16 protein-coding genes are annotated in these 12582 nt (G+C 67.7%); 1 reads left to right on the top strand and 15 read right to left on the bottom strand.

Going from position 1 to position 12582, the window contains the following annotated elements; all coding sequences use genetic code 11:
- Window positions 1-7: 7 nt before the first annotated feature.
- The 3 genes from dprA to I6N91_RS03330 are packed head-to-tail and all read right to left on the bottom strand — an operon-like array spanning window position 8 to window position 3099.
- Complete coding sequence (dprA, locus tag I6N91_RS03320; protein ID WP_198810522.1) at window positions 8-1198, bottom strand: DNA-processing protein DprA; 1191 nt, start codon at window positions 1196-1198, stop codon at window positions 8-10.
- The gene (locus tag I6N91_RS03325; RefSeq protein WP_198810524.1) at window positions 1195-2733 is read right to left on the bottom strand and encodes a YifB family Mg chelatase-like AAA ATPase; all 1539 of its coding nucleotides are present in this window, start codon (window positions 2731-2733) and stop codon (window positions 1195-1197) included. The genes dprA and I6N91_RS03325 overlap by 4 nt, the downstream gene beginning before the upstream one ends.
- Entirely contained in the window at window positions 2734-3099 is a 366-nt protein-coding gene (locus tag I6N91_RS03330; RefSeq protein WP_198810700.1) for a YraN family protein, read from the bottom strand.
- A 211-nt stretch (window positions 3100-3310) separates the two neighbouring features.
- Here I6N91_RS03330 and I6N91_RS03335 point away from each other — a divergent pair, with 211 nt between their 5' ends.
- Entirely contained in the window at window positions 3311-3523 is a 213-nt protein-coding gene (locus I6N91_RS03335) for a hypothetical protein (RefSeq protein ID WP_198810526.1), read from the top strand.
- 76 nt (window positions 3524-3599) lie between these two features.
- Here the strand turns inward: I6N91_RS03335 and I6N91_RS03340 are convergent, their stop codons facing one another.
- From I6N91_RS03340 to ffh, 12 genes are all read right to left on the bottom strand, one after another.
- Window positions 3600-3926 (bottom strand): DUF2469 domain-containing protein, encoded by a 327-nt coding sequence (locus tag I6N91_RS03340; RefSeq protein WP_120165348.1) that lies wholly within the window; start codon window positions 3924-3926, stop codon window positions 3600-3602.
- Between the two features lie 7 nt (window positions 3927-3933).
- A complete protein-coding gene (locus tag I6N91_RS03345) occupies window positions 3934-4659 on the bottom strand; it encodes a ribonuclease HII (protein WP_198810528.1) in 726 nt (241 codons plus the stop codon).
- On the bottom strand, window positions 4659-5525 hold the full coding sequence (lepB, locus tag I6N91_RS03350; protein ID WP_198810530.1) for a signal peptidase I: 867 nt from the start codon (window positions 5523-5525) through the stop codon (window positions 4659-4661). Before lepB (I6N91_RS03350) ends, I6N91_RS03345 begins: the two co-directional genes overlap by 1 nt.
- Window positions 5526-5616: 91 nt before the next feature.
- Window positions 5617-6288, bottom strand: a complete 672-nt coding sequence (gene lepB / locus I6N91_RS03355; protein WP_374058907.1) for a signal peptidase I — start codon at window positions 6286-6288, stop codon at window positions 5617-5619.
- A gap of 10 nt (window positions 6289-6298) precedes the next feature.
- Complete coding sequence (rplS, locus tag I6N91_RS03360; RefSeq protein WP_120165344.1) at window positions 6299-6658, bottom strand: 50S ribosomal protein L19; 360 nt, start codon at window positions 6656-6658, stop codon at window positions 6299-6301.
- A 206-nt stretch (window positions 6659-6864) separates the two neighbouring features.
- Window positions 6865-7662: a tRNA (guanosine(37)-N1)-methyltransferase TrmD gene (trmD, locus tag I6N91_RS03365; protein ID WP_198810534.1), complete on the bottom strand. Its 798-nt coding sequence runs from the start codon at window positions 7660-7662 to the stop codon at window positions 6865-6867.
- Window positions 7662-8279, bottom strand: a complete 618-nt coding sequence (rimM, locus tag I6N91_RS03370; RefSeq protein ID WP_198810536.1) for a ribosome maturation factor RimM — start codon at window positions 8277-8279, stop codon at window positions 7662-7664. Before rimM ends, trmD begins: the two co-directional genes overlap by 1 nt.
- Before the next feature lie 114 nt (window positions 8280-8393).
- Window positions 8394-8639 (bottom strand): RNA-binding protein, encoded by a 246-nt coding sequence (locus I6N91_RS03375; RefSeq protein ID WP_198810538.1) that lies wholly within the window; start codon window positions 8637-8639, stop codon window positions 8394-8396.
- 1 nt (window position 8640) lies between these two features.
- Window positions 8641-9042, bottom strand: coding sequence for a 30S ribosomal protein S16 (gene rpsP, locus I6N91_RS03380; RefSeq protein ID WP_198810540.1), 402 nt, complete (start codon window positions 9040-9042; stop codon window positions 8641-8643).
- A gap of 130 nt (window positions 9043-9172) precedes the next feature.
- Window positions 9173-10102, bottom strand: coding sequence for a VOC family protein (locus tag I6N91_RS03385; protein WP_198810542.1), 930 nt, complete (start codon window positions 10100-10102; stop codon window positions 9173-9175).
- A gap of 71 nt (window positions 10103-10173) precedes the next feature.
- Window positions 10174-10869: an alpha/beta fold hydrolase gene (locus tag I6N91_RS03390; protein WP_198810544.1), complete on the bottom strand. Its 696-nt coding sequence runs from the start codon at window positions 10867-10869 to the stop codon at window positions 10174-10176.
- Between the two features lie 81 nt (window positions 10870-10950).
- A complete protein-coding gene (gene ffh, locus I6N91_RS03395) occupies window positions 10951-12531 on the bottom strand; it encodes a signal recognition particle protein (RefSeq protein ID WP_120165337.1) in 1581 nt (526 codons plus the stop codon).
- Between the last annotated feature and the right edge of the window lie 51 nt (window positions 12532-12582).

The raw sequence follows: 12582 nt of genomic DNA on the forward strand, positions 1-12582 counted from the left end.
TCTTCTGTCAGGATTTCGGTGCCCGCCTCCACCCTTCCGGGCCGCGGAGGGCGAGGCCTGCGAGCTCGAGGCGGGCCAGCCCGGCCAGGACGTCCCGTGATCCGAGCCCGGCCACCGAGGCGAGCTTGTCGATGGAGGAGTAAATCCTCAGCGGGAGGGCATCAAGCAGGAGGATGTCCTGAACGGCCAGCCCATCGTGGTCGCTGGACGGAACGGACACATCAGTCTCAGGATGGGTCCCGAGTGGACCAGCGAGCTCAGCCACCTCGGACGCATCCGTCACGCAGATCGCGCTTCCGTCGCGGAGAAGGCGGTGGCAGCCAGCGGAATTCGCTGAGTAGACCGATCCCGGGACGGCTCCTACGGGACGCCCGAGCCCGGCGGCGTGGTGGGCGGTGTTGAGGGCACCGGACCTCCATCGGGCCTCCACGACAACCGTGACGGCGCCCAGAGCTGCGATGAGCCGGTTCCGCGCCAGGAAGCGCCATCGGGTAGGGGAAGAGCCCGGCGGAACCTCGGAGATGACGAGTCCGTCCCGCGCGATGGTACGCAGCAGTTCCTCGTTCCCCGCCGGGTAATAGCGGTCCACACCGCATGCCATGATGGCGATCGTCGGAGGCTGGGCCGTGCCTGACGTTCCCAACGCTGCGCGGTGGGCCTGGGCATCGATTCCGTAGGCTCCGCCGGAGAGAACGGTAAGGCCCTTCATGGCCAAACCAGATGCCATTTCGGCCGTGACCGAGGCACCGTAGTTGGTGCTGTCGCGGGATCCGACGATCGCCACCATCCGCTGGAGCGGGGGTACTTCAGCCGATCCGCGGACCCAGAGGCACACCGGTGCTGCAAGCTGGAGGTCCTCAAGGGCGGCCGGCCAGTCCTCCGCTTCGGGGGTCAGCAGGCGCCCGCCAAATCTGGCCAGTGTCGCGAGGTCCCGTTCGGGTGCCAGGTCGTTCCGGCGGGGTGCCCAGCGTTCGAGCGCCCGGTCAAGCAAATTGCTCTGGCCTTCGCCCGGCGCGAGCAGCTCCTGGATCTCCTGCCTCAGGTCGCCGGCCGCTTTCAGACCTCCGGTGGCAATGCGGAGCGCGTCAAGAGGTCCGGCCGCAGCCACCAGGGCGAGTCCGACGGCGTCCGAAGGTTCAAATAGCCGGGACAAAGCTGCGCGCGCGACCGCGGTCCTGCTGTCTTGGGGGACGTTCATGCGGCCCGCTCCTGCAGGCGGAAGCCCAGAGCTACCGACACGTCGTCGGGGTCGGGGTGAACGTGTCCAGCGAGATCCGCAACGGTCCAGGCGACCTTGAGCACCCGATCCCAGCCTCGGGCGCTGACCAGGCCGCGCTCCAGGGCCCTGTCCAATGCTGCGGTGACCCCGCGCGGCAGGCGGAGTTCATCCCGCAGGATCCTGCCCCGGATCTCCGAATTCGTCGAACAACCCCAGCGGGAAAGTCTTTGAGCCTGTGCGCTCCTCGCCGTGTGCACCCGAGCAGCAACGGCGGAGCTGCTCTCCCCTGCCGTCCCGCTGACATAGTCGTTCAGTGCAACCCTGTTGACCGCAAGCTGCAGGTCGACCCGGTCAAGCAAGGGACCGGACAGTCGATTGAAGTAACGACGGCGCTGCTGTGCAGTGCACTGGCATTCAGTACCCTTGCCCGAGGCGAGGCCGCACGGGCACGGATTGAGGGCGAGCACGAGCTGGAACCGGGCGGGATAGGCCGCCGTTCCCGCCGAGCGGTGGAGCACCAGGGAACCACTCTCAAGCGGCTCACGCAGGGCCTCAAGCACCCGCCGCTCATACTCGGGAGCCTCATCGAGGAACAGAACGCCCCGGTGCGCACGGGAGGCCGCCCCGGGTCGCGGTATGCCACTCCCACCTCCGATGATCGCGGCCGCCGTTGCCGTGTGATGAGGGTTCTCAAAGGGCGGGCGACGCCGAAGCGAATTGCACGGCGTACCGCTGAGCGAGTGAATGGCCGTGACCTCCATGGCGTGCTGGTCATCAAGGTCCGGCAGGATGCCAGGCATCCGTTCGGCGAGCATCGTCTTTCCCGCACCGGGTGGACCGACCATCATCAGATGGTGGGCGCCGGCGGCAGCGACCTCCAGGGCGAACCGTGCCTCAGCCTGGCCTGCAACATCCGCAAGATCGCGTTGCGCTCCCGCCTCCGGCTGGGCTGGGTCTGCCTCCTGCTGCTCGGGCTCACTCCCATTGAGCGACTGCACGGCAGCAGGATCGGCACCATATGCCAGGAGCACCTCTGCAAGTGAACGGTAACCACATACCTCGGCGCCCGGGACAAGTGCAGCCTCCGCCTGGTTGCCGAGGGCCACGACGACGTCGCTGTATCCGGCAGATACGGCCGCCATGACCGCCGGAAGCACGCCTCGGATCGGGCGGAGCCGACCGTCGAGGCCGAGTTCGGAGAGGAACACGGTCCGTCCGCAGCCCCGAATGTCCCCCGCGGCGGCCAGCGCCGCCATCACGATGGCAAGGTCGAAACCGGAACCACCCTTTGGAAGCGACGCCGGAACGAGGTTAACGGTGATTTTGCGGCGGCTGAGGGGGACCCCCGCGTTCCGCGCGGCCGCCCGGATGCGTTCCTTCGCCTCGTTCAAAGAAGCATCCGGCAGGCCAAGGAGGACAAACGCCGGCAGCGTCTGGCCGATGTCGGCCTCGACCTCCACAATGTAGCCGTTGAGCCCCACCAACGCGACCGAGTACGCGCGGCCCAACGCCACCTAGATCACCGCCCGGACGTGTTCGATCTGAGGACTGCCCGCACCATCATCGAGGATGGCCACGGCGTCGACGCGGAAACCTGCGAAGCGCTGCCCGTGCGCCCGGGCCCACTTGGAGGCCAGCACGTAGAGCCGCTCCAGCTTCGCCGTGCTGATCGCCTCCAGCGGGTGCCCGAAATCCTGGGAGGTGCGCGTCTTGACCTCAACGATGACCAGGGTCGCGCCGTCCACCGCCACCAGATCGATCTCGCCGGTGGGGCACCGCCAGTTCCGGTCCACCACCTGCAGTCCCCGCGCTTCGAGGAACGCCGCAGCGGCCTCCTCGCCCCGCCGTCCCAGTTCGTCCTTCGCCGCCATCAACGCCACCTCCACGACAAGGATGGAAGGTTCTCGGGCGAAGCTGATGAGCGACAGCCGCTATGTGGATAACCCGCCGGTCGAGATCGAACGCGGCTCAGCCCTAAGCCAGAGATTCACCAAGGAAGTATGCGGTACGCCGACGCCATGGAGTCCGAAGGCGAGTAAGCTCGCATGCTATAAAACCGGCTCATCAACCGCGCACGAGGAGGGACCAGCAATGACACCCATCGAAGACAGGACGGCCGGAGGGTCGGAGGCGGACCAGCTTGAGCAGCAGACGCCGGTCGCTTCGGATGGCGGCGAGGATGATGCCAGCGCCGGGGTTTTCGCCGTAGGCAACGGTGGCTCGGAGGCCGACGTCCTCGAACAGTCCGTTGACCTGCCCGAAGATTCCGATTCGGAATACCCGCGGGACAGCGACGAGGAATAGCCGCGCCTGAGGAACGGCCCGGCGCTGCCGAGGGGCACGCCGCCCATCGACGTGCGCAGGCACCAAAACCGGAAGCCTAGCCCCCCAACGGCCCGTCCTTGGGCAATGCGAGGTCGTCCGACTTCGAGAGTTCCTCGACATTGACGTCCTTGAACGTGATGACCCGGACGTTCTTCACGAAGCGCGCCGACCGGTACACGTCCCACACCCAGGCGTCCTGCAGGGTGAGATCGAAGTAGACCTCACCGTCCGCGGAGCGTGCCTGCAGGTCGACGTGGTTCGCAAGGTAGAACCGCCGCTCGGTCTCGACGACATAGCTGAAGAGACCCACGACATCGCGGTACTCCCGGTACAGCTGGAGCTCCATGTCGGTTTCGTAGTTTTCAAGATCTTCGGCGCTCATGAATCCATCATCCCCCAATTTCGAGGCCGGGGCTTCCCGGCCGTTCAGTGCTTCCCAGCCGCCAGGATCGGCGGTGGTAGTCGGTTGGTCCGCGGCCGTCGATGGCGGCCCGGTGGGCGGCCGTCGCGTAGCCCTTGTTGACCTCCCAGCCGTACTCCGGGTGCTCCCGGGCGAGCGACGCCATCAGGTCATCCCGTTCGACCTTGGCCAGGACACTCGCGGCCGCGACGCTGAGGCAGTCGAGGTCGGCCTTGATGCGGGTGGTGACCGGCGAGTCGCAGCCGGTGGGCACGGGTCCGGTGTCGAAGAGGCTGCCCTGGCCGCCCGCCGAGAGCCAGTCGTGGTTGCCGTCAAGGATGACGGCGTCGGGGCGGACGGTCGCGAGGACCTGCTCCCACGCCCGGTTGCCCGCCGCCCGGAGGGCGGCCATCAGCCCGTCGGCGTCGATCTCGGCCGCACTCGCGTGCCCGACGCCGTAGGCGGCGGCCCAGCGCCGGATCCGCGGCACCAGGGCGGTCCGGTCGGCGGCCGAGAGGAGCTTGCTGTCCCGCACCCCGCGCAGTCCCTTGACCGCGTCGAGGTCGATCACCACCAGGCCCACCGACACGGGACCGGCAAGCGCTCCGCGGCCCACCTCGTCGCACCCCGCGACATACCGGTGGCCGGTCGAAGTGAAGGTGCGCTCGAAGGACAGGGTGGGTGCCTTGGAACGGGCGGTACGGACCGAAGCCATCAGTTCCCCGATGCGCCTTCGGCCGGTGCGGGGATGTTCTCGAACACCTCGGGGTAGCTGTCGAGGCCGGAGGCGTTGCTCAGGGGCCAGGCGATGACCGAGGCCTTGCCTTCGATGGCGTCGACGTCGATGAACCCGCCGTCCTTGTCCTGGTTGGCCCGCGAGTCCGCGGAGGCGTTGCGGTGATCCCCCATCACCCAGATCTTGCCCTCGGGCACGGTGACGTCGAAGGGGGTGTCTGACGGCGCCGCCCCCGGGAAGAGGTACGGCTCGTCAAGCGGTTCCCCGTTGACGGTCATGCGGCCCTCGGCGTCACAGCACACGATCCGGTCACCCTCGAGCCCGATGACGCGCTTCACGAGGTGCTGCTGCGACTCGTCCGGGGCGAGCCCCACGAACACGAGCGCTTCGCTGAGCCAGCTGGTGTCGGCGTCGGCCGCCGCTTCGGGCAGCCACTTTTCATCGTCCCGAAAAACGACGACGTCGCCGCGCTCCAGCGCGAAGGGTTCGGGCACGAGCTGGTTGACGAAGATCCGGTCGTCGATCTGCAACGTGTTCTCCATTGATCCCGAGGGGATGAAGAAGGCCCGGAAGAGGAAGGTTTTGATCAGGAAGGAGAGGACGAGGGCGATGACCACGATCGTCGCGATCTCCTTGAGCCAGCCGAGGAAGCCGCCGCCCTTGCCGCCGGAATCTTTCGCTGCGGCCCTTGAGCCTGCACCCGCAGAAGATCCCGCACCGGCAGAGGGCTCAGGACCCGTTGCGCCACCGTCGGCGGGTACAGCGTCGGGTCCAGCGGGGGTGGCACCGGCCGGCTGCGGGCCGCCGGCTCGGGCGGCCGACTTCCAGTGGAAGCGTCGTGGCATTTAGGAAATCCTCTGCATCTTGGCCGGCGGTGGAGCTGCCGTTCTGTTCCTACTGAATCTCTGTGGCGTTCCGCTCAACGCCCTCCCCCGGTCAATCGATGGCGCCGGCCCGGTCCAGCGGCCACACCAGGTGTTCCGCCCGCCCCAGGACGCGCTCCTCGGACACGAATCCGCCGCCCGGAGCGCCGAGCAGCGCGCGCGAATCGGCCGATTCGGAGCGGTGATCACCCATCACCCACAACCTACCCTCCGGAACGGTGACGTCGAAGGGAGTCTCGCTGGGCGCGTCGCCGACGGAGACGTACGGCTCATCGAGGGTCTTTCCATTGACGCTCACCCGGCCATCCTCTCCGCAGCATTCGACCCGGTCGCCGCCGACGCCGATGACCCGCTTGACGTAGACGGTATCGGACCCGCGCAGCCCAAGCCACTGCCCCACCATCCCTGCGGCCTTCTGGGCGGTACTGCGCGGATCGCTGATCGGATCGAAGGACCCGCGGCCGTCAAAGACGATGACGTCGCCCCGCTGGATCGGCCGGTCGCCGAAGGCGCTCTTGCTGACGAGGATGCGGTCGCCCTGGCGCAGCAGGGGTTCCATCGAGGCCGACGGAATGAAGAACACGTCGATGACCAGCGCCCGCAGGACGGAGGTGAGCACGATTGCGAGAATCAGGACCGGTAGCACAAAACGCCAGCCCCACACAGGAGACCGGCGTTTTGTGTGCTCCCGGGCCGGAGGCCCGGGAGCTTTGTCTTTCCGCACCAAAAACGGGTTACTTGACCGTCTTGGGATCGCGCTTTTCCTTGATCTTGGCTGCCTTGCCGCGCAGATCGCGCATGTAGTACAGCTTGGCGCGGCGCACGTCACCCTTGGAGACGACCTCGATCTTGTCGAGGACCGGGGAGTGAACCGGGAAGGTACGCTCCACACCGACACCGAAGCTGACCTTGCGGACGGTGAAGGTTTCGCGGATGCCGTCACCCTGGCGTCCGAGCACGAAGCCCTTGAAGATCTGAACACGGGTGTTCTTGCCTTCAATGATGTTCACGTGGACGTTGATGGTGTCGCCGGCGCGGAAGTCCGGGATGTCGTTCCGGAGTGAACCGGCGTCGACCGAGTCGAGAATATGCATCTTTATACTCCTGGTGAACGCCACAGGTCATTCACGTTGGTCGCAGCGGTCAAGGCCGGTGAAGCAGGCAATTACCGCCGAAGAAAGTTAGCCGGCTGCACCGCTACCCGGGGCCGGCGTGCCGAGCTGTTGGCTGCGCTCCCCCTGTGGCAGGGGCGGGCCCAGCAGGCACAAGCCCCAATTATTCCATAGAGAACAGACAGGGGCTAATCTGCGGCGTCCGGGCGGGGAACGAGCCGCCCATCGACGATGTCGATGCCCGCCTTGGCCAGGGCGGCACGGTCGGCGGCGGTGAGCGAGGGGACGTCGATGGCGTCCAGCAGGTCCGGACGCCGGGCGGCGGTGCGGAGGAACTGCTCAGTGCGGCGGAACTCGGCGATCTTCGCGTGGTTGCCGCTGAGCAGCACGGGCGGGATGCCGCGGCCGCGCCAGAAGGAGGGCTTGGTGTAGACGGGGTATTCGAGCAGCCCGTCGGCATGGGACTCCTCGACGAGGGATTCGGGGTTGCCGACGACGCCGGGGATGAGGCGGCCGACGGCCTCGACCATGGCGAGCACCGCCACCTCTCCCCCGTTGAGGACGTAGTCGCCGAGGCTGACCGGCAGCACGTCGAAGGACTCCGACGCCCAGTCGAGCACGCGCTCGTCGATGCCTTCGTAGCGGCCGCAGGCGAAGACGAGGTGCTCGCGAGCGGCGAACTCGTGGGCCAGGGCCTGGTTGAACACCGTGCCGGCGGGTGAGGGCACCACCAGGAGGGGACGCGCGCCCGCGGGACTCTGCTCGGAGATCGAGAGAAGGGAAAGCGCCCAGGGTTCGGGCTTCATGACCATTCCGGCGCCGCCCCCGTACGGGGTGTCGTCAACCGTGCGGTGCTTGTCGACGGTGAAGTCCCGCAGGTCGTGGACGTGCACATCGAGCAGGCCGTCCTTCCGGGCCCTGCCGATCAGGGAGACATCGAGGGCCGCCAGATACTCCGGGAAAATCGTGACGACATCGACGCGCACTATCGGCCTTCCCCGGCCGCCCGGGTTGCACTGTCGGGCAGCTCACCGGCGTCGCTGGAGTCGCCGTCCAGCTCGTCCTCCCCGTCATCCGGCGCGGAGTTGGAGCCGGGCAGGTTCAGCTCGAACAGGCCGGCGGGAGGATTCACGGTGACGAACCCCTCCTCGGGGTTGACCTCGGGGACGATCTCCCCAACGAACGGAACGAGGACTTCGTGGCCGTCGGTGAGCTCGACGACGAGCAGGTCCTGGACGGTCATGGTGCGAAGTGCGGTCACCTTCCCGACGACGTTCCCCTCGTGGCGCACGTCGAGTCCGACGAGTTCGTGTTCGTACCAGGCGTCGTCGTCCTCATCGTCGGTGGTGTCGCTGTCGATGAAGAGGGTTCCGCCGCGGAGGGTCTCGGCCGTATTCCGGTCGGGCACCTGCTCGAAGGCGACGATGAGCGTGTCCTTATTCCAGCGGGCCTTGGCCACCGTCAGCTCCGGCAGCGCGATGCCCTCGGCGCGGAAGACCGCCCCGGGCTCGAAGCGGTCCTCGGGGGCGTCGGTGAACAGCTGGACGGTGACCTCACCCCGGATTCCGTGGGGCTTGCCGATCCTTGCGACGAGTACTTCCATGGTGCTGCTCCTGCGTTCCGGTGAGGGACATCGGGGAAAATTCTGCGGCGAAACGGGTTCGGCCCCACCACCATCAACTGGTGAGGGGCCGAACGGTAAAGCAGGGGTGCGGGCTCAGGCGTGCCGGCGGTCGGTGTCGACGACGTCGACCCGGACCGGCTCGCCGTCCGCAAGTGCTGAAACGACGGTGCGCAGGGCGCGTGCCGTGCGGCCCTGGCGGCCGATGACACGGCCCAGGTCCTCCTGGTGGACCCTCACTTCGAGGGTCTCGCCGCGGCGGTTGCTCTTTGCGGACACCTGGACGTCGTCCGGGTGATCCACGATGCCGCGGACGAGGTGGTCCAGCGCTTCAGCAAGCAACTTACTCGGCCTCGGGTGCTTCCGCGGCCTCGTCGGCCTTCTTAGCCTTGGGCGTGATGGCCTCGGGGACGATCACAGAACCCTTTTCGGGAGCAACGAATGCATCCTTGGGTGCCTTGGTCCGCAGAGTGCCTTCCTGGCCCTCCAGGCCCTTGAACTTCTGCCAGTCACCGGTGATCTTCAGCAGTGCCGAGACCTGCTCGGTCGGCTGGGCGCCGACGCCGAGCCAGTACTGCGCACGGTCGGAGTTGATCTCGATGAACGAGGGCTCCTCGGTGGGGTTGTACTTACCGATTTCCTCGAGGGCACGGCCATCACGCTTGGCGCGTGCATCCATGACGACGACACGGTAGAAAGGTGCGCGGATCTTGCCCATGCGCTTGAGGCGAATCTTTACGGCCACTTGTGTGGTCACTCCTTGATAATGAAAGGGGCGAACCCGTCATCCTGCTCCCGTGGGGCGGGCCATTCGGAGGGGTTCAAAGGACACAATTCACGCACAGAGAGAGGGGCTGCACGGATCGAGTACGAATCTATTGTGCCAGACGGTGGGGTGTTTGGGCGATTCCTGCGGCGGGCGCGCCCACGGCGACCCTAATGCTGTTGTTCCAGGGGTCGCGGAAGCGCAGTTCCGCCCCCGTCGAGTGCCGCTCGATGCCCGCGAACCGCAGCCGGTCGGCGAGTGCGTCGACGTCGTCGGCAGCCGACACGGTGATGAGGACCTCGCCGAGCCCGAGGGTGTCCTGCCGCGGCCCGGCCCCCCTGCTGTTCCAGACATTCATTGCCATGTGGTGGTGATAGCCGCCAGCGGATACGAAAAGGGCCTGCCCGTGCCAGCCCGCCGTGCGCTCGAAGCCGAGGGTGTCGACGTAGAAGGCCTGCGCAGTGTCGATGTCCCCGACCTGGAGGTGGACGTGCCCGACGCCGGCGCCGGCCTTCCGCAGGTCACCGACGGCCGATTCGGTCAGGTGGTTGGTGAGGTACTGAGCCGGCGGCAGGGCTCGATTGTCCATGACCACGCTCCGGGACGGGCCGGTGCCGGTCCACTGCCACGTCGTCCTCGGCTTGTCGAAGTACAGTTCGATCCCATTGCCTTCGGGGTCGGTGAAGTAGAACGCTTCGCTGACGAGGTGGTCGGCGCTTCCAACATACCGGCTGTCCGGGTGGCGTGCGGCGCTGGCCACTGTGGCCGCGAGGTCCGTCCGGCTGCCGAAGAGAAGCGCCGTATGGAACAGGCCCGCCTCGGTGGGCGCCGGAAGGCGGAGCCCGGCGGCCGGGGAAAGGTGGATCAGCGGGGTGGACCCGCGCCCCAGGTACAGCCCGGCCCCGTCACCGCCGTCGGGCCCGGCAAGCTGCTCGAGGCCAAGGGCGTCGGTGTAGTAGCGGGCCATGGCGTCCAGGTTGCCGACCTTGAGCGTAACGGTTGCCATTCCGGTGTCCGGCGGCAGCAGATCGATGGTCATGGTGTCCTCCTAGGTAAAGTCCTTATGGAGTTAACACTTGAAGCTTCAACTTATTCCCGGAGGGGCGGTGGTCAGGCAGCGGACGAGCGCAGAAAGTCCCGGACCACCCGGTCCCCTTCGTCGGTGTCGTGGGGGCGGTGGGCTCCGGGAGTGACGCGGTGCACGGCCCCGGTTCCCGCAAGGTAGCCCGCGACCTCCTCGTACAGCGGCTCCCAGCCCCCGGTCAGCACCAGGGTGGGCACGCCCGGGACGATGTGCAGGGGCGCGGTCCAGGGCGGGGCCTGCAGCCGCAGCCGCCGTGCGCTGCGGCGCTCGTCCTCCGTGGTGGGCTGCTCGGCCTCGGCCGCGTAGAGCAGCCGGACGAACTGCTGGAGGAACTGCTCGTCGGTGAGTTCACCGCGCTGCTCGAACAGGGGGGTGACGAGTTCGATGTGGGCTGCCGTGACGGGCAGGTCGGCGGTGAGTGACAGGCAGGCCGGTTCGATCAGGGTGAGCGAGAGGATCAGGTCGGGCCGCTCGACGGCGGTGATCATCGCCGAGATCGCGCCCTGGGAATGGGCCACCAGGTGGCCGCCGTCGCCGAGCGCCTCCGTGATGATGCGCTGGTCCTCGCCGTGGTCGGTCGGCAGCGGCTCGGCCTCGGCGTCGAAGCCGTGCCGGCGCAGGAACAGGCAGTCATAGCGAAGGGCCAGTCCGTGCTGCCGCGGCCAGGCGGCCGCTCCGAACGAGCCGCTGCCATGGACAAAGACAATGCGTTCCTGCGTCATGCTGCCAATCTGTTGCCTTCAGCCTGTGCCGCGGCCCGCCGGCGGTGCCGGCAGGCCGGGCCTGCGGGCCGGGTCGGGGTGCTACTTGCCGAGGAACTTCTCGAAGCCCTTGGGCAGGTTCAGCGACGCCGGGTCGAAGTCGCCGGCGTTTCCGAAGGCCGCACCGGTCGGTGCGGCGCTGCGGGCCGCGCTGCGCCGGGCCTCGGCTGCCGCAAGTTCCTGGGCGGCCTTCGCGGGGTTTCCCGAGCGGGCCTTCTTCTTGCCCTTGGCCGCGGCGGCCTTCTTGCGCTGGCCGCCGAACCCTCCTGGGCCGGCCATCCCGGGCATGCCCGGGATGCCGCCGCCGGAGGCCATCTTGCGCATCATCTTCTGGGCCTGCCCGAACCGCTCGAGCAGCCCATTGACCTCGGAGACGTGGACGCCCGAACCGCGGGCGATGCGCGCCCGGCGTGACCCGTTGATGATCTTGGGCGCGAGGCGCTCGTGCGGTGTCATGGAGCGGACGATCGCCTCGACCCGGTCGATCTCGCGCTCGTCGAAGTTTTCGAGCTGCTCGCGCATGCCGGCGGCGCCGGGCATCATCATGAGCATCTTCTTCATCGAGCCCATGTTGCGGATCTGCTGCATCTGGGCGAGGAAGTCGTCGAGGGTGAAGTCCTCCTGGTCGGCGAACTTCTGCGCCATCCGCGCCGCTTCGTCCTTGTCCCACGACTGCTCGGCCTGCTCGATCAGGGTCAGGATGTCGCCCATGTCGAGGATGCGCGAGGCCATGCGGTCGGGGTGGAACAGCTCGAAGTCCCCGAGGCCCTCGCCGGTGGAGGCGAACATGACGGGCTTGCCCGTGACCGAGGCGACGGAGAGGGCGGCACCGCCGCGTGCGTCGCCGTCGAGCTTGGTCAGCACGACGCCGGTGAAGTTGACGCCTTCGTCGAACGCGAGCGCGGTGTTCACCGCGTCCTGGCCGATCATGGCGTCGATGACGAAGAGCACCTCGTCGGGGCTGATCGCGGCGCGGATGTCCGCGGCCTGCTGCATCAGTTCGGCGTCGACGCCGAGCCGTCCGGCGGTGTCAACGATGACGACGTCGTGGAGCTTGGTGCGGGCCTCGGCCACGCCCTGGCGGGCGACGGCGACGGGGTCCCCCGTGGCGGCCTCGAATTCGGAGCTGACCCCCGGGTGCGGTGCGTACACCGGGACGCCGGCGCGCTCTCCGTTGACCTGGAGCTGGCGCACGGCATTCGGGCGCTGCAGGTCGGCGGCCACCAGGAGGGGGCTGTGGCCCTGGCCCTTGAGCCACTTGGAGAGCTTTCCGGCCAGCGTGGTCTTACCTGCGCCCTGCAGACCGGCGAGCATGATCACCGTCGGCGGCGTCTTGGCCAGCCGGATCCGGCGGGTCTCCCCGCCGAGGATGCCCACGAGTTCCTCGTTGACGATCTTCACGACCTGCTGGCCCGGGTTCAGGGCCTGCGACACCTCGAGCCCGAGCGCGCGCTCCTTGACGCTTGCGGTGAAGGCCCGCACCACGGGAACGGCGACGTCGGCGTCAAGCAGGGCACGGCGGATTTCCCGGACCGTCGCGTCGATGTCAGCTTCGGTCAGGCGCCCCTTGCCGCGGAGATTCTTGAACGTCGCGGTCAACCGGTCGGAGAGTGAATTGAACACAGGCCGTGAACTACTTTCATCGGAGGTTGGAAAGACTCAACCTCAAGGGTA

This window comes from Arthrobacter sp. MSA 4-2 (assembly GCF_016405885.1).
In the GTDB taxonomy this organism is placed as follows: domain Bacteria; phylum Actinomycetota; class Actinomycetes; order Actinomycetales; family Micrococcaceae; genus Arthrobacter_D.